The 16,772-nt window shown below is 54.7% G+C and carries 16 protein-coding genes; 9 read left to right on the top strand and 7 right to left on the bottom strand.

The genetic code is table 11. The features are described from left to right. Nucleotides 1–59: 59 nt before the first annotated feature. The 4 genes from ACTF5F_RS00485 to tsaD are packed head-to-tail and all read right to left on the bottom strand — an operon-like array spanning nt 60 to nt 2,807. Nucleotides 60–479, bottom strand: a complete 420-nt coding sequence (locus ACTF5F_RS00485) for an EVE domain-containing protein (protein ID WP_438954918.1) — start codon at nt 477–479, stop codon at nt 60–62. Next, nucleotides 479–751, bottom strand: coding sequence for a YciI family protein (locus ACTF5F_RS00490; RefSeq protein WP_438954919.1), 273 nt, complete (start codon nt 749–751; stop codon nt 479–481). Before ACTF5F_RS00490 ends, ACTF5F_RS00485 begins: the two co-directional genes overlap by 1 nt. A 2-nt stretch (nt 752–753) precedes the next feature. Beyond that, nucleotides 754–1,716: an NAD(P)H-dependent glycerol-3-phosphate dehydrogenase gene (locus ACTF5F_RS00495; protein ID WP_438954920.1), complete on the bottom strand. Its 963-nt coding sequence runs from the start codon at nt 1,714–1,716 to the stop codon at nt 754–756. Next, nucleotides 1,713–2,807, bottom strand: a complete 1,095-nt coding sequence (tsaD, locus tag ACTF5F_RS00500) for a tRNA (adenosine(37)-N6)-threonylcarbamoyltransferase complex transferase subunit TsaD (RefSeq protein WP_438954921.1) — start codon at nt 2,805–2,807, stop codon at nt 1,713–1,715. Before tsaD ends, ACTF5F_RS00495 begins: the two co-directional genes overlap by 4 nt. Before the next feature lie 67 nt (nt 2,808–2,874). Between tsaD and ACTF5F_RS00505 the strand changes: the two genes are divergently transcribed. The 9 genes from ACTF5F_RS00505 (at nt 2,875) to ACTF5F_RS00545 (ending at nt 13,347) form a co-directional block, all read left to right on the top strand. Further along, a complete protein-coding gene (locus ACTF5F_RS00505) occupies nt 2,875–3,567 on the top strand; it encodes a uroporphyrinogen-III synthase (protein WP_438954922.1) in 693 nt (230 codons plus the stop codon). Between the two features lie 95 nt (nt 3,568–3,662). Next, on the top strand, nt 3,663–4,832 hold the full coding sequence (locus ACTF5F_RS00510) for a COG4223 family protein (protein ID WP_438954923.1): 1,170 nt from the start codon (nt 3,663–3,665) through the stop codon (nt 4,830–4,832). An 11-nt stretch (nt 4,833–4,843) separates the two neighbouring features. Then, nucleotides 4,844–6,283: a heme biosynthesis protein HemY gene (locus tag ACTF5F_RS00515; protein ID WP_438954924.1), complete on the top strand. Its 1,440-nt coding sequence runs from the start codon at nt 4,844–4,846 to the stop codon at nt 6,281–6,283. A gap of 307 nt (nt 6,284–6,590) precedes the next feature. Further along, entirely contained in the window at nt 6,591–7,352 is a 762-nt protein-coding gene (locus ACTF5F_RS00520; protein ID WP_438954925.1) for an ABC transporter ATP-binding protein, read from the top strand. Next, a complete protein-coding gene (locus ACTF5F_RS00525; protein WP_438954926.1) occupies nt 7,352–8,350 on the top strand; it encodes a branched-chain amino acid ABC transporter permease in 999 nt (332 codons plus the stop codon). Before ACTF5F_RS00520 ends, ACTF5F_RS00525 begins: the two co-directional genes overlap by 1 nt. Further along, on the top strand, nt 8,347–9,420 hold the full coding sequence (locus tag ACTF5F_RS00530) for a branched-chain amino acid ABC transporter permease (RefSeq protein ID WP_438954927.1): 1,074 nt from the start codon (nt 8,347–8,349) through the stop codon (nt 9,418–9,420). The genes ACTF5F_RS00525 and ACTF5F_RS00530 overlap by 4 nt, the downstream gene beginning before the upstream one ends. 23 nt (nt 9,421–9,443) lie before the next feature. Next, the gene (locus ACTF5F_RS00535) at nt 9,444–10,664 is read left to right on the top strand and encodes an ABC transporter substrate-binding protein (RefSeq protein ID WP_438954928.1); all 1,221 of its coding nucleotides are present in this window, start codon (nt 9,444–9,446) and stop codon (nt 10,662–10,664) included. A gap of 59 nt (nt 10,665–10,723) precedes the next feature. Then, a complete protein-coding gene (locus ACTF5F_RS00540) occupies nt 10,724–11,518 on the top strand; it encodes an ABC transporter ATP-binding protein (RefSeq protein WP_438954929.1) in 795 nt (264 codons plus the stop codon). Continuing rightward, nucleotides 11,518–13,347, top strand: a complete 1,830-nt coding sequence (locus ACTF5F_RS00545) for an AMP-dependent synthetase/ligase (RefSeq protein ID WP_438954930.1) — start codon at nt 11,518–11,520, stop codon at nt 13,345–13,347. The genes ACTF5F_RS00540 and ACTF5F_RS00545 overlap by 1 nt, the downstream gene beginning before the upstream one ends. 10 nt (nt 13,348–13,357) lie before the next feature. Here ACTF5F_RS00545 and ACTF5F_RS00550 read toward each other — a convergent pair whose 3' ends face one another. The 3 genes from ACTF5F_RS00550 to ACTF5F_RS00560 all read right to left on the bottom strand — a co-directional run bounded on the left by ACTF5F_RS00550 (nt 13,358) and on the right by ACTF5F_RS00560 (nt 16,508). Next, nucleotides 13,358–14,419, bottom strand: a complete 1,062-nt coding sequence (locus tag ACTF5F_RS00550; RefSeq protein ID WP_438954931.1) for a quaternary amine ABC transporter ATP-binding protein — start codon at nt 14,417–14,419, stop codon at nt 13,358–13,360. A 15-nt stretch (nt 14,420–14,434) separates the two neighbouring features. Beyond that, nucleotides 14,435–15,463, bottom strand: a complete 1,029-nt coding sequence (locus ACTF5F_RS00555; protein ID WP_438954932.1) for an ABC transporter permease — start codon at nt 15,461–15,463, stop codon at nt 14,435–14,437. A 73-nt stretch (nt 15,464–15,536) separates the two neighbouring features. Continuing rightward, nucleotides 15,537–16,508 carry an ABC transporter substrate-binding protein gene (locus ACTF5F_RS00560; protein ID WP_438954933.1) on the bottom strand — a complete coding sequence of 324 codons (972 nt, stop codon included), beginning with the start codon at nt 16,506–16,508 and terminating at the stop codon, nt 15,537–15,539. Between the last annotated feature and the right edge of the window lie 264 nt (nt 16,509–16,772).

Raw genomic sequence — 16,772 nt, forward strand, 5'->3', positions numbered from 1 at the left:
TATCCCATTGTGCCCTACCTTAGAGCTAAGAGCAGTTTGCGCCCCAAAACGTCGCAGGGCTAGGGGTTTGTTTCGCCTAATTCGCAGACAATTTGCCATTCCCTGTCGGTGACGGGTTGCACTGAAAGCCGGGAGTTTTTGACCAAAACCATCTCTGAAAGATGTGGATCCGCTTTGATCATGTCGAGCGTGACCGGCTTCTTGAAGGGTCGAACCGCTCTGACATTAACGCAATCCCAACGCGCATCGTCTGTGGTGCTGTCGGGATGAGATTCTGCGCAAACTTCGACGATCCCCACGATCTCAAGCCCTGTGCGTGAATGATAATAAAAGCCTGTGTCGCCCTGCTTCATCGCGCGCATGTTGTTGCGGGCTTGGTAGTTGCGAACGCCATCCCACTCTTCACCAGCCTCACCCTTTGCTGTCAAGTCGTCCCAGCCAAAAACATCGGGTTCCGATTTGAAAAGCCAATGTGCCATCAGCCGATCACCTTGTTCCATGCTTCGATGCGCACATCCGCGAACAAGCCCGCTTGTGCATATGGGTCGTCAGCCGCCCAAGACTTCGCGTCGTCAAGTGTGTCACATTCCAAAATGATGAGGGAGCCGTGCATTGTCCTCTCCGGATTAACGAAGGGTCCGGCCATGCGCACTTCTTTTGAGGCTTTCAAATATTCGACATGCGCTGGGCGATTGTCGAGGCGGGTTTGAAACGCGCCTTCTTTGTCTTTTGTGATGACAGCATAAAGCATGTTCATTCCTCTCTCAGTGGCCGGGCGATCAGGTGTGCCAAGGCATCTTGGATGGTGATATCCCCGTTGCAGACTACTGCGATGACTTTTGAAACCGGTAGATCAAGATCGTGGGTGCGCGCAAGATCAACGACTGCGCGGGCGGTTGTGACCCCCTCCACTGTCTTCGATGGATCAGGCGTTTCTCCCGCGCCGAGCGCCAGCCCATAGGAGAAGTTTCGGGACAGGCTTGATGTGCAGGTCAGAACAAGGTCGCCAAATCCGGCTAGTCCATTCAGGGTTTTGGGGTCTGCGCCGAGAGTTGTGGCCAAAACCTGCATCTCACCAAACCCGCGGGTCATCATGGCAGCGCGGGCGCTATCGCCAAGCCCTGCGCCAATCGCGCCGCCTGCGCCGATGGCAATGACGTTCTTAAGGGCACCGCCCATTTCGGCGCCAATTACATCAGTGGTTCGGTAGATGCGGAGGTCTTCGGTCGTGAGGGCGTGCTGAAGAAGCTCGCCATGTTCTGCGTCTGATATCGCGAGGGTGAGGGCTGTCGGTCGCCCAATGGCGATGTCATCGGCGAACGATGGACCGGTCAAGATGCCTGCGCGCGCATTTGGAATGGTCGTTGAGATTACGGTTGTCGGGCCAGCGAGGGTCTTCAAATCAATGCCCTTGCAGCACGCGATCAGGAATTTGTCAGAGAGTGCTTCTGAATTCGCGTCTAGGAAGGTGCCAAGCTTCTGGGTCGGAATGGCCAACAGCACTGCATCTGCGTCAGCCACTTTGGAAACAGAGCCTGAGACTTTCAGGTTTTCAGGAATTGGAGCGTTTGGGAGGCGAGGTGAAACCCCATCGTGTTTGATTTGAAGGGCGGCTGCTTCATTACGAGCGACCAGTGTAATGTCCTTACCAGTCCGAGCCAATGAAATCGCCAAGGCTGTCCCGAATGCGCCCGCACCTGCAACGGCAATCTTCATGCTTTGGCCCCCTTCTTTCCATATCCCAGCATGGCGGGGCTTTGCGTATCAAGTGGCCAGCGGGGCCGCGCAGAAAGCGTCATGTCGTCCTGTTCACCTGCGTTGAACCGTTGCAGTCCAGCGAATGCGATCATGGCAGCATTGTCAGTGCAATACTTGAGGGGTGGTGCCACGAATTTCGAATCGAATTCTTCAGCAACCTCTTGGAGCCGCGCACGGATCAGCTGATTGGCTGCGACACCACCGGCTACGGCAAAGCTACGGTGGGCAGGCTTTTCTTCAAGGTAGCGCTGCAAAGCACGTTTTGATTTCTCGAACAGGATGTCCGCAACAGCGCCCTGAAAGCTCTCTGCAAGGTCGGCTTGATCGCTGGCAGTGATCGTATTGTCCCCGCCCAATCGCTCATCCCTTGCGCGCAAGAGCGCGGTCTTGAGGCCGGAAAATGACATATCACATCCGGGCTTGTTCAGCAGCGGGCGGGGCAGGGGGATTCGCGACCCGTCACCGTTGCGAGCGGCCTTCTCGATATTGGGGCCGCCAGGTTGTGGCAATCCGAGCAGGCGGGCGGCCTTGTCAAAAGCCTCTCCCGGGGCATCGTCTATCGTCCCGCCGATCCGAGTGAACCTGTCGGCGCTGTGCGCGATCAGGAATTGGCAGTGCCCACCTGAAACGAGGAGGATCAGATAAGGAAAAGGCACGTCCTCTTCGATCATTGGCGACAACGCGTGTCCGGCCAAATGGTTCACACCGATGAGCGGCACATTCAAGGCCGCACTCAGACCCTTCGCACTCATAACGCCAGAGACAACGCCGCCAATCAAACCAGGACCCGCGGTTGTGGCGATGACGCTTATCTCTTGCAGTTTGACACCGCTTTGCGTGATCGCCTCTTCAACCGCCAAATCCAGCTTTTCAACATGCGCGCGTGCAGCAAGTTCAGGGACGACACCACCAAACATGCGGTGCAATTCGTCTTGACCCATGACGACGGACGACAAGACCGACACGCCGCCATAATCCTGACGAAGAACAGCCGCGGCGGTGTCATCACAGCTGCTTTCTATTCCAAGGATGTAGGTGGGCTTGGGCATTTGCGGCTTCGCTTAGGTCTGATTTCGGGTAACATGCCATAGATCAACCGACAATGACGAGATCGGAATGCGCCAACCCATCCTTCTGCTGTGCCGTCCCGAGCGTCAATCACTGTCTTTTCAGGCAGAGGTCGAGGCGCGTCTTGGCGGCTCAGTTGAATGCGTGATCTCCCCCGCTTTTTGGATCGAAAGGCTAGAGGTCTCCTTGCCAAATCATGAAGGCCCTTTGATCTTCACATCACCAAATGCGGTCGCATGCGCGCAAAACCTGAGCCTCTCTATGCCAAGACTGGCCTATTGTGTGGGTGACGCCACCACTGAACTGGCGCGAGAGGCTGGCTTTGACACGCGCAATGCCAAGGGAACCAATGCTGAACTCGTCCAATTGGTCATGGCTGACAAGCCGGTTCAACCACTCCTCCATATCTCTGGCGAACAGGTGACGGGCGATCTCGTGAGTGATTTGAATGCTGTAGGCATCAAGGCAGAGCGTCTTATTGTGTATCGACAGGTCCAACAACCTCCCACCGCCGCGTTTCAGCAAGCGATTGAGGGGAGCGGACGTGTCGTCCTTCCCGTATTTTCGCCGCGATCTGCCTTGATACTTGAGGAACTTAATATCCGTTCAGGCGTTCAGTTCGTCGCAATGAGTGAGAACGTAGCGTCGGTGGTTGTCGGATTGGGGGGAAGCAACATACATGTCGCGCGTTCGCCTGATTTATCTGACATGCTCGATCTAACGTGCGAGCTTTTGTCCTGATCTGACGTCTCTCCCGGTCACTTGAGGGTCAAAGATAAGCAAGGTAGCCTCAAGGGCGTTTAAGAGAATCCCTTTTAAATTCAAAAGGACCGGTTGTGGCGAAGAAACCATCTCCAAAACCCAAGAAAAAGACTGACGATGTCGTCGATGCTGAAGTTGTGCAGGACCAAGAATCCTTGGAGCCACAGCCTGAAGAGGTGGAGGCAGGTCCTGAGGAAGTGGAAACAGTAGAGCCCGACAAGGAATCTATCACACCCCCGGCATCTGAACCGCAAGTGGTCGAAGTACGCCGTGGCGGAACCATCGCGATGGTTATCGGGGGTCTTGTCGCCGGCGCAATCGGTTACGGAATCACAACATATTTCCCGCTGCTGTCGAATCACGACCAAACGGCGGAACTTGCAGCACTGCAAACCGAGATCTCGAACCTGAAAGATCAGGTGGCGGGGTTGCCCGCCCCAAATGATATTACGCCGTTGACAGATGAAGTCTCCAGTCTTGCGAGTACAGTTGAAGCGGCTCAGTCAGAAACAGTGGCGGCGCTCACAGCCCTGACCGAGCGGGTAGAGATGATCGAGAAACAGCCAAATGGGGACGGAACCCTGCAAGAGGCTGCGATTGCTGCCTATGAACGTGATATTCAGGCGCTGCGCGATCAACTGGTTGATCAGCAAGCAGCGATGGACGACATGATGAGTGCCGCGGAAGCACAACTTCAGGTGACACAAGATGAGGCTCAAGCGATTGAGGCGCAAATTATCGCTGCGGCACGTGCAGCTACCGCACGGTCGGCGATTGCGCGCATCCATACAGCCTTGGACAGTGGGGTGTCTTATGGCGCGGTTTTGGCTGAGTTAGAGCAAGTCAGCGATGAGCCGCTGCCAGAGAATCTTGCTGCGGGAAAAGACGGTGTCGCGACCGTCTCCGCGTTGAGCGACGCCTTTCCTGATGCCGCTCGGTCAGCCTTGTCCGTTGCCCGTGCCGAAGGCGCATCTGGAGAGGACAGTTCCGGTTTCAAAGCGTTCCTTAAAAACCAATTCTCCGTCCGCTCGGTCGAGCCGCAAGATGGCACAAGTGCTGATGCAGTTTTGTCCCGCGCTGAGGCTGCCGTGAATTCGGGCCGGATCAATGATGCGCTGGCCGAGATTTCTAGCTTGCCAGAAGTCGCCCGCGTAGAACTGTCTGACTGGGTTGCCGAGGCTGAACGCCGTGCCGCTGCCGTTGATGCAGCCAACAGCCTCTCCTCAAAATACAACGTCAACTGAAAGCCGCTGATATGATTTGGTCCCTTATCAAGATTTCTGTGTTCATTCTGGCGGTGATTGTGCTCACGTTTGGGGCAACGCTGCTGATGGACATGCCTGGCGGTGCGACGATCCAGATGGGCGGGCAAGAAGCGACGTTTGGCCCGCTGGAACTGGCGATTGGCTTGGTGCTCTTGGTCGTGGCAGTTTGGCTTGGTCTTAAGCTGCTTTCGTTTCTTGTTGCCACCTTCCGCTTTTTCAACGGCGATGAGACAGCGATTTCTCGATACTTCGACCGGAATAGGGAGAAGAAGGGCTATGAAGCCTTGTCCGAAGGCATGCTGGCCTTGGCATCTGGAGAAGGTCATTTGGCACTGACGAAAGCTGCGCGTGCTGACCGTTACTTGGATCAGCCTCAACTCATAACGCTCCTCACTGCGCAAGCGGCGGAGATGACTGGCGATAAGAAGAAAGCGGAAGAGAGCTATAAGAAGCTGCTGGAGTCCGACAAGACGCGCTTCGTTGGTGTCCGTGGGATCATGAAACAAAAGCTCGCCGCGGGGGATACAGAAACGGCGATGGCGCTTGCGCAAAAGGCATTTGCGCTGAAACCAAAGCATGAAGAAACTCAAGACGTCCTTTTGAAGCTGCAAGCTGAGAAAGAGGATTGGGTTGGAGCGCGCGATACTTTGGGCGCGAAGTTGAAGGCTGGCTACCTGCCGCGCGATGTTCACAAACGGCGCGACGCCGTGCTCGCCCTGTCGTCTGCGAAGGACATTTGGGAAGAGGGCAACAGTGTCAAAGTGCGCGAAATCGCGATCGAAGCCAACCGTCTGTCACCAGATCTTATACCAGCGGCGATCATGGCGGCTAAGGCCTACATCAAAGATGACAAACAGCGGTACGCGTCCCGCGTTCTATCGAAGGCATGGGGCGTGCAGCCTCATCCTGATTTGGCTGCAACTTTTGCTTCTATAGTTCTGACAGAAACACCGGTTGAGCGGATCAAGCGGTTCAAGACTTTGACAAAACAGAACCCTGATCACGCCGAGACGAAGATGCTGCTGGCGGAATTGAACTTGGCCGCAGAAGACTTCCCAGCAGCCCGAAAGGCGCTGAGTAACTTGGTCGATGAAGACCCGACAGCGCGGTCGCTCACGATCATGGCTGCGATTGAACGCGGCGAGGGTGCTGATGAAGCAGCGGTTCGCGGCTGGCTGGCAAAGGCGGTCTCTGCGCCACGTGGTCCACAGTGGATGTGTGACAATTGCCAACACATCGAAGCAAAATGGTCTGCGACCTGTTCGAACTGCAGATCGATTGACACGCTCACATGGAAGCGACCACCTGAGGCTGAGGTAGTCTCACCGACAGGGGCGGAGATGTTGCCATTGATTGTCGGACCCGATCCTCAGTCCGCTGAAGTTGTCGAAGTTAATAACAAAGGTGATGAAGAGACGCTTGTCACCTAGCCTCTTTTCGTTCTTGAAAAGCAGTGCTAGGGACGTTTTGTGCCGCTGTAGCTCAGCTGGTAGAGCACGTCATTCGTAATAATGGGGTCGTAGGTTCGAGCCCTATCATCTGCACTATTTCCCCGACCTTTCGTTGATCAGAGTTCTGTCGTGGCGTTCCCAAATACCAAGCGATTGGTAGAGCCACGTGTCGGAAGTTTCAAATCCACAAAGTTCATTTGGTCGCAACTTGACCCAACTTCCTGGTTTGACAATTGAAATCTTGTTTATAGGCTGACCTGATACCGCCAAAGCCTGGGGAGGGGCTATGCTGCGCGTTAATGATGTTCATTTATCCTTTGGAGGAGTGAAGGCGCTGCAGGGTGTGTCCTTTGAGGCAAAGGCGGGTGAGATCACCGGCGTGATCGGGCCAAACGGTGCTGGAAAGACGTCTTTGTTCAATGTGATCTCAGGGTTTTATGCTGCTGACAAAGGCACGGTGACTTTTGGTGGTAAGGATATATCTGGCCTTAGCCCCAACAAGCGGGCCGAACTTGGCATGGCGCGGACATTTCAGAATATCGCGCTTTTTCGGGGGATGACAGTTCTCGATAATATCAAACTTGGCAGTCACACACGGTTGGATGCGACGGTTTGGTCGGCGCTGCGGTACTTTGGCTCCGCCCAGAAAGAGGAGCTTGCCCTACGGCAAGACCTTGAAGAGCGGGTGATCGACTTTCTTGAGATTGACCACATTCGCAAAGCACCCATTACTGCGCTGCCCTATGGTTTGCAGAAACGGGTGGAGCTTGCCCGTGCTATGGCGATGAAGCCAAAGATCCTTTTGCTTGATGAGCCGGTTGCCGGAATGAACCGCGAAGAGACGGCGGATATGGCAAGGTTCATCCTAGATGTTCAGGAAAAGTTTGGTACAACGATCCTGTTGGTCGAGCATGATATGAACCTTGTGATGGATATCTGCTCACACATCGTTGTTCTGAATTTTGGCAGGCAGATTGCGCAGGGAACGCCGGAAGAGATTTTAAAGCATCCGGACGTGATTGATGCCTACCTTGGACAGGCGGCTTAATGGGTCAGTTCATTCAGTTCACGATTAACGGACTCATGTCAGGTGCGATTTATGCGCTGATTGCTCTGGGCATTATCGCTGTCTACAAAGCCACCCGTGTCGTCAATTTCGCGCATGGCTATGTCATCATGATAGGGGCTTATTTCTATTATACTTTCGCAGTCATCCTGCCGTCTGCGGATTGGTTTCCCGCGCTGAGGTTTTCACCAGAGTGGCTGACAAAAGCAAAGGCAGAGGCCGCGATGTTTTCGCCAGCCGCTGCTTGGCTCAGTTGGTTGGAGAATTTGCCAAGGATCGTGTTTGGATTGGTGGCCGCTGTCATTGCCTCCGGCATCCTGGCGCGATTGATAGAGCGGTTCTTGATGCGGCCTTTGTTGGGGCAATCACAGTTTGCGATGATCATGATTACTGTCGGGCTGATCTCCGTCTTGTCAGGGATCAAGTCGGTGTTGTGGACAGGGGACGCGGCATCGGTGCCTCATCTGGCCCCAAACCCAGCGCTCAGGTTTGAATTGTTCGGATCCCCCATTTTCATATTTGGCGCCAACTTGGTGAGCATGGGGATTGCCATCGCGATCTTTGGGACCATCGTCTTGTGGCTTCGCCGATCTTCTGCGGGTGTCGCAATGCGGGCCGCGTCAGAAGATCAATCTACGGCTTATTCCATGGGTATCTCTGTCCCGCGCGTTTTTGCGCAAGCCTGGGTGCTGGCCGCCGCGACAGGTGCGGTTGCTGGGGCGATCCTCGCAGCGCGTGATGGCGTCTCCCCCTCCCTTGGGCTTTTTGGGTTTTCCGTTCTGGCCATCGTCTTGATGGGTGGGCTCGATAGCTTCATCGGCGTCTTTATCGCCTCACTCGTAGTGGGTGTTTTGGAGGCGCTCGTTCAATGGCAATTGGGCGGTGATTGGGTTGAGATCACACCCTACGTCGCCGTTTTGATTGTCATCTTGATTCGACCGCACGGCCTGATGGGTTCGAAAGAGGTGGAGCGGTTATGATTAACGGCAATTACAAAACCACCTATGCCGCTGATGAGCAGATCATCAACAACGCTTACAAAGCCGTCTTTGTTTGGGGTTTGGCTGCTTTGGCCGGGCTCTTTCCATTTGTTGCGAATGATTATTTGATCCTTATCGCCTGCCAATACGGGATCATGGTAATTGCCGTTGTCGGTGTGAATGTTGTGACCGGCTACACCGGTTTGGTGTCGCTGGGACACGCAGGATTTGTTGCGATTGGGGCTTATGGCGTGACGGTGCTGCACCAGTTGCTAGCGCTGACGTCGATACCGACCGGCCTTCATGCCTTCTTGGCCATTCCAGGCGCGATGGCATTGGCGGCTGTCATTGGCATCATCGTTGGACTGCCGTCGCTGCGGGTCAAAGGCGTGTATCTGGCCGTCGCGACATTGAGCTCGAATTTCATCATCATCTTTGTCATCGAGCTGGATGCTTTGGCCGCATGGACAGGTAGCAAAACAGGACTGACCACCGTGGACCCCAGCCTGTTCGGATGGGTCTTGGACACACAGCGGGAAGTTTTTGCGGTGATTGCGGCTATGGCCTTTGTGACGGTCTTGCTTGTGCAGAACCTCTTTCGGACACGGGTCGGCAGAGCGTTCATCGCGATCCGTGAGCGGGACTATTCAGCGGAGCTGCTCGGCGTATCTTTATTGCGGTATAAGCTGACAAGTTTTTCAATCTCTGCAGCCTGCTGCGGTCTAGCTGGCGCGATGTTTGCGTATTTCTACGCTAAGGTGCTGCCTGAGCAGTTTGAGCTTATGCTGTCGCTGCAACTTGTCGCGGCGCTGATTGTTGGGGGGATGGGGCGCACGATGGGGCCGGTGTTCGGGTCACTTATCATCGTGCTCGCGCCCGAAATTCTTAAGCTGACACTGGGGGCGCTTGTTGGCGATTCCATCCAAGCGGCGCAAATCCGTGCTCCGCTTCAAGAGATTATCTTTGGTGCTCTCATCATCGGTTTCATTATGTTTGAACCACTGGGCATCACACAAATATCTGACCGCGTGTTCAGGGCGCTAAATCGCTGGCCCTTCGCGCGCGGTTAATCAAGTAAAACGGGAGGAAGAAAATGACACAATCGAATATCACACGACGCGGAATGCTCGGCGCAGTCGCTGCCGGTGCCAGCGTTCTGGCAATGCCGACTGTTCTTCGGGCGCAGTCATCTGAGTACATCATTGGCGCATCGCTGCCTCTGACAGGGCCTTTCGCAACTGCAGGTAAGCTGATCGCGCCTGCGTTCTCGCTTTACCAAGCGATGATCAATGCGGAAGGCGGGATCAATGGCGTTAACATCAAGATCGTTACCGAAGACTCAGGCTATGTCGCGACCAATGCGCTTGCCAACTACCAGCGTCTGTTGGCGTCAGAGGGCAAGAACGTCGTCGCCTACTACGGTGATTCAACCGGCTTCATGAAGCTTGTTGGGCCAGAGCTGAAGGGCGATCAGGCGCGGATGATGACGTCGACATCTTTTGCGACTGAGCTTGCCAACCCTGAAACGCATCCATACCAGTTCATGTCCGGCCCAACCTACGCTGATCAGTTCGACATCCTGTTGCAGGACATCGCGGCTAAGGGGGGCAAAAGCGTTGCGTTCATCCATTCCAATAATGAGTTCGGCACCGATCCGTTGGAGCACGGCAAAAAGCGCGCGGCAGAGCTGGGGATTGACGTTGTTCTTGTTGAAGCCACCAAGACACAAGGCGCAGATATTCCAACGCACGTCACAAAGCTGGCGCAGGCCAACCCCGACTACTGCATCTTGCAGGGCTACGTGACCGGTGTCTGGCCACAACTGATTGGCGGTGCCCGTCAGTTCGGTTTGGCAACCAAATTCATGGGCACCTTCTGGGGCATGGAAAAGCTGATCGCCGACCGCGTGACGGCGGAAGCCGGGCCATTTCTCGATGGGTATCAGGGCGTGATGCCGTATCGCTATTCCTACGATCAGGAAGACGCGCCGCGCCTCCAGCAGATTGCTGAGATGTCCAAGACGATGTTTGCTGGCACACCGCTGGAAAACTATATGCCGACATGGGGACTGCAGGCGTTTGCATCGCTTGAGTTGCTGACCATCGCGTTGAAACGCAACGCTGATGCTGGCTTGGAAATGTCCAACGCTGACAATATCGCTGCGGCTTTGGCGACGGTCAAAGATGTCAATTTGGGCGGCTACTATGGCAAGAACGTCTCGATCGAGAACAACAAAGTCGGGATCGGTCGCGTGTATCAGTACTCCGCTGAGTCGCGTTTGTTCACGCCAACCTCCGATTGGTTGACTGTGTAGAAGACTGTGCCGCCGGGCTCAGCTCGGTTGGCAACTCACTTCCGCAAAGGTGACAACTGTTGCTGAAGATCGAAAATATTGAAGTTGTGTACCATCACACAATTCAGGCGCTGCGGGGTCTTTCTTTGGAAGCGCCCAAAGGCAAGATCGTTGCTTTATTGGGGTCAAACGGTGCGGGCAAAACAACGACGCTAAGAGCAGCGACGCGCCTGTTGGAACTGGAAAACGGTCGAGTCTGCGAAGGGCTGATTGAGTTTAACGGCAAGCCCGTTTCATCGATGACACCCGATGGATTGGTGCACGAAGGGCTGTTTCACATTCGTGAGGGGCGGCGAATATTCACGGAACTGACCGTGGAAGAAAACTTGCTGGTTGCGGCCAATGCGCTGCGGTCGCGGTCCGCGAAACCAAACTATGACAAGGTCTATGAATTCTTCCCGCGGCTGAAAGAGCGCAGGACGCAAACCGCTGGATATTTGTCCGGCGGTGAACAACAAATGTTGGCCTTTGGCCGTGCGATGGTGGCAGAGCCATCGATGATCTTGATGGATGAACCTTCACTAGGCTTGGCCCCGAAGATCATCGCTGAGATTTTTGAAACCGTCCGCAGACTGAATGCCGAAGACGGGGTTGGGATTCTGTTGGTGGAACAGAACGCACAAGTGGCCTTTTCCCTGGCAGACTACGGATACATCATGGAGGGCGGCCAGATCGTTCTCGAAGGTGAGGTGTCAAAGCTGCAAAACGACCCCGATGTGCGCAGCTTCTATCTGGGCATGAGTGCGGATGACGAAGCGCGGGAAAGCTTCCGAGATGTAAAGCACTACAAGCGACGCAAACGGTGGCTCAGCTGATGATACAAAAGATCAATGCATTCGAGCAACAAGGATTTCGGACCAGCGTTCAAGTCATCGCGGATCATGCGAAAGCCTCCCCAGACCTGGTTGCGATGCGGCAGAAGCGGTTTGGCATTTGGAATGAAACGACTTGGCTTGAGCTTCACCATAAAGTTCGCTCGCTCGCCTCTGCCCTGATCGAACTTGGTGTAAAGCCAAATGACAAAATCGGCATCTTGTCAGAGAACCGTCAGGAATGGGTTCTGACGCAGTTCGCAGCACAAGCCGCCGGAGCGGTGGTGGTGGGAATGTACCCAACAAGCCCCGCGGCAGAATTGGACCACCTTATTAATGCCTCTGAAACGGAGCTTCTCTTTATCGAGGATCAGGAGCAGTTTGACAAAATCGTTGAACTGTCGGGCAAGGCGGAGCATCTGAAAAGATTGGTGGTCTTTGAGCCAAAAGGGCTGAAGGAGCAAGACTTCCTTGGCCTCATGGAATTTGATGATCTCTATACGCTCGGCGCTGAAAACCTAGAAAAGAACGGGGCGGCGCTTGATCGACGCCTTGAGGCAATCGCGCCCGATGATACTGCGCTGATGGTCTTCACCTCGGGATCGACGGGCGCGCCGAAGGCCGCCGAAATCAGTCACAACAACTTCTTTGTGGCCGGATCTTTGGCGTATGAATTCTTCGATGACCTGCCAGCCAACAGCAACATCTTGAGCTATCTGCCGCTGTGCCACGTGGCGGAGCAAAACATGACCGTCGTCAATTGTTTGGCGGGTCGCCACACGATGAACTTTGGGGAAAGCCTGCGCACAATCACCTTGGATCTGCGCGATGTTGCGCCGCAGTTGTTCTTTGGCGTTCCGCGCATTTGGGAAAAGATGCAGGCGGGCCTGATGGTTCAGTTGCAAACCAATTCACGGCTCCGCCGGTTCTTGACTGGACTGGCGCTGCGGTCCGCCCAGCGCCGTCAGGACACACCGCGGGCCAAGTGGTCGATGGGCCAGAAGATTTCTTTCCGGTTTTGGGACGCGCTCGTCTATCGGCATATGAGGTCATACCTCGGCCTTGGTCGCGTTCAGATCGCATTGACGGCCGCAGCGCCCATCTCAGAAGAGCTGCTGGTCTTCCTGCGGGGGATCGGCATGAACATCCGCGAAGTTTGGGGCATGACGGAAACAAGCGGTGCCGCAACCCTGCAACCCGATTGGGGCGAGTGCGAAGGGCGGGTGGGGTTCATTCCTTCTGCTATGCAAGCCAAGATCGCCGACGATGGGGAGCTTTTGTTCAAAGGCGGCCTCGTCTTCAAAGGCTATTACAAGAACCCAGAAGCAACGGCAGATACAATTGTCGATGGGTGGCTGCACACGGGCGACATCGCCAAGCAGTTTGCTGATGGGTCATTTGCGATTGTGGATCGCAAAAAGGACATCATGATCAATGCGGCTGGTAAAAACCTAACACCTTCCTTGATCGAAAATACGATGAAGGCGTCACCTTATGTCAAGGAATGCATCGTCATTGCGGACAAGCGGCCCTATGTCACTGCCATGATCCAGATTGATTTTGATACGGTGCGGCTTTGGGCTGAGGCGCAGAATATCACCTACACGACGTTCCGGTCGTTGGCGGAACATCCTAAAACAGTCGCGCTTATCGATCAGGAAGTTGCATGGCGAAACAAGAACCTCGCCCGTGTTGAGCAGATCAAGAAGGTTTGGTTGCTACCAAAGGAATTGGACCACGACGATGGCGAAGTGACCGCCACAATGAAGGTCCGGCGATCAAAGATCACTGAGGTCTACCATGCAGAAATAGAGCGGTTGTACGCCGCGTGAGCGCTGCGCTTTAGGATTTCCGCGCACCCTCTGACGACGCAACACGCGGGACCAATGCGCGCACAAGGCTTTTCATTTCAAGGACGCCCACCGGCTCCCCGTTCTTTGTCACCGTGTAGCTGTGGGTCGTGTCACCACCCGACCTCGCGATCATGTTTTCGAGTGAGTCGTTCTGATCAACTTCGCCATGTGAATTTTTCGGTGGCTTGGCGCCATTCAATGGCTCCATCACGGAGCGGACTTTGAGAACGCGGGCGCGGTTGATGTCACTGACGAAGTCTTCGATGTAGGGATCGTTTGGCTCCAAAAGGATGCCTTGCGGTTCACCCTGCTGTACCACGCGACCGTCCTTCAAGATCACCAGATGGTCGGCGAGTTTCAGCGCCTCGTCCAAGTCGTGGGTGATGAAGATGATAGTCTTGTGAAGCTCCTTTTGAAGCTCCAGCAACAAGTCCTGCATGTCCGTGCGGATCAGCGGGTCGAGGGCGGAGAATGCTTCGTCCATCAGCATGATATTAGTGTTTGCTGTCAGTGCGCGGGCAATGCCCACACGTTGCTGCATACCGCCCGACAGTTGCGCAGGATAGTGGTTTTCATATCCAGACAGCCCAACGCGGGCGAGCCATTTCATCGCCTCCCGCTCCTGGTCAGCATCGGGCTCCCCGCGCACTTTTATCGCCATCGCGGCGTTCTGCAAAACGGTGCGGTGCGGCAGCAGTGCAAACTTTTGAAACACCATCGACATCTTGTTCTGGCGCAATTCGCGCAGACCACTTTCGGACAGCTTCGTGACATCTTGGCCGTCGAGGAGGATTTCCCCATCCGTTGGTTCGATGAGACGGTTGAGATGGCGGATGAGTGTCGATTTACCTGAGCCCGAAAGGCCCATGACGACGGTGATTTCACCTTCTTGCATGTCGACATTGATGTCTTGCAGGCCGAGCACGTGCTTGTGTTCCACAAGTAACTGTTCTTTACCGACTCCGTTCTTGACGTGGGTCAGGGCAAGGCCCGGTTCTTTGCCGAAGATTTTATAGAGGCCGCGCAGGCGAACTTTGGGGTCTTTGGTCATCTATCGTCCGTCCGCTTAGTGTTTCATGTTGGTCATGTCGACGCGGCTCAAGGCCGCTTTCGACACGCGGTCAAGGATGACAGCAAGCAACACAATTCCGATGCCCGCCACGATCCCGACACCAAGTTCGAGATTTCGGATGCCCCGTAAGACGTTCACACCCAGACCCGGTGCGGACACGAGGGAGGCGATCACAACCATCGCGAGGCTCATCATGATCGTCTGGTTCACGCCAGCCATAATGTTGGGAAGGGCCAGAGGAAGCTCTACCCCAACAAGTTTTTGTCGGGAGGTCATTCCGAACGCATTGGCCGCTTCAACAACGTCTTGGTCGACCAGCCGGATACCAAGGTCGGTCAGACGAATGACCGGAACGATGGCGTACAGAATGATCGCGATACCGTAGAGCTTTGACTCTGTCACCGAGAACAGGAAGATCAGCGGGATCAGATAAACAAAGGTTGGTAGCGTTTGGAGCAAGTCCAATATCGGCACGATCGACTTTTGTAATCGGTCCGATTTCGACATGGCAATCCCAATGGGCACGCCCAGAAGAACAGATATCCCCGTACAGACAAAGATGATCGAAAGCGTCTGCATCGCGACATCATAGTGGTCGACAAATGCCATCAGCAGGATGGAGAACGCCACGAAGATCGTGACTGGCTTGCTGCGGGAGGCATACCAAGAAACGGCAACCAGCACGGGGATCATGATCCACCAAGGAACGGCGTTAAACGTCCACAGCGCCCCGTCCAGCAACCAGCTCAATGGCTGGGTGATCGGGTCCAGAACAGTTTTGAGTGTGGGCTTGGCCGCGAGAAAGCTGTCTTCAATCCCTTTTGTCAGGTCGCGCGTTTGGCTGACTGCGCTACAGCTTTCGTTGAGGTTATCCAGAGAGGGGAATGGTAAGATTGGACCGGAGGCATCCTCACCACTGCTTTGCGCCAGCAAGTCCGCCATTGAGAGAGGGGCGTTTGACGCTTCTCCCCCGCACCAGTCCTCAAGACCCAAGGTCTTAAAGAGCCCGTCATAAAAAGCCATCGTCGTTCCCCTGAATGCAGCTGACCCTCCCGTACCAGTATGGCCGGAAGGGTCTTACTCTTAGTTGTTTGGCTTACTGCAGAAGTGCTGCAAGCTTGCCTTTGGCTTCGTCGTTCAGCCAGTCACCCCAAACGTCCTTGTAAGTTGTCAGGAAGTAAACGGCAGCTTCTTCGTTGGACGCGTTGTTGTCCAGACGCCAAGCCAGCACTTCACCCATCTGAGCGTTGGTGAAAGAGACGTTTTTCAGCAGTTCAGCCACTACTGGCTCACGCTCCATGAACGCGCCAGAAACAGCAGTTACAACCTTGGATGACGGGTAGGCGGAGAACACAGGGTTCGCGCAGTTTGCGTCACCGTTACATGTGTGACCTTCCGCGTCATACGCGGGCACTTCAACCTGAACCATTGGGTATTTGCCGAGCACGGCTGTTGGCGCCCAGTAATAGCCTAACCAAGGCTCCTTTGCGTCGTATGCCGCTGCGATGGAAGTTTGTAGAGTTTCACCAGAACCGTGCTGGAAACGCTCAAGGCCAGTGCCTTCGATGCCTGCAGCTTTCAGGTTGTTGTTGTTGATGATGTCGCAGGCCCAACCTGATGGGCAGTCATGGAACTTGCCGCCGACAGCCGCTGGGTTCGCCATGATGCCCTCCCATGTTGTCAGCTCTGGGTTGGATTCTGCGAGGTACGCAGGGATCCACCATGCTTCGACACCACCATCGGACAGCACGTCGGTCAGCTCGACCAATTTGCCTTCTTCCAGCAGGCCTTCGTAGGCAGGTGTGGAGTTTGCCCAAACCTCTGTCAGGATGTCAGGCTCGCCAGTTTCAGCAAGCGATGTAAGCGCTGGAACGGTGGAGGATGGAACCTGCTGAACGGTGCAGCCATAGCCCTGCTCCATCAAGAAGGCGGCAACAGCCGTTACAACTTGAGAAGAGGCCCAGTCCATCTGTGTGATAGAAACTTCACCACAATCTGCCTGAGCGGATGTTGCGGAAAGCAGACCAGCTGTTACAGCAGCTGATGCCAATTTGAATGTGTGTTTCATGTTTTTCTCCCTATTGAGGTCATTTTGCGTATGCGAGAGTTGGCAAAATGGTCCTCGCAGAGCATGCAGGAAAACCTGAAACTCACAAGTCAGAAAACGGCATTTGCGCATAAACAAGCGTTAAAGGTCGGTGCAGTTTCCGGATTAACAGCCCCGCCACCACAAGCGGAAACAACCATCAGAGCCACCAGTGCGGAGGATGCTTGGAAATTTAACATTAGAATTTCGCTCCTTTAGCAATCCCGAGACAAATACTGGCAAACT

This window comes from Cognatiyoonia sp. (assembly GCF_965661665.1).
Classification (GTDB): Bacteria; Pseudomonadota; Alphaproteobacteria; order Rhodobacterales; family Rhodobacteraceae; genus Cognatiyoonia.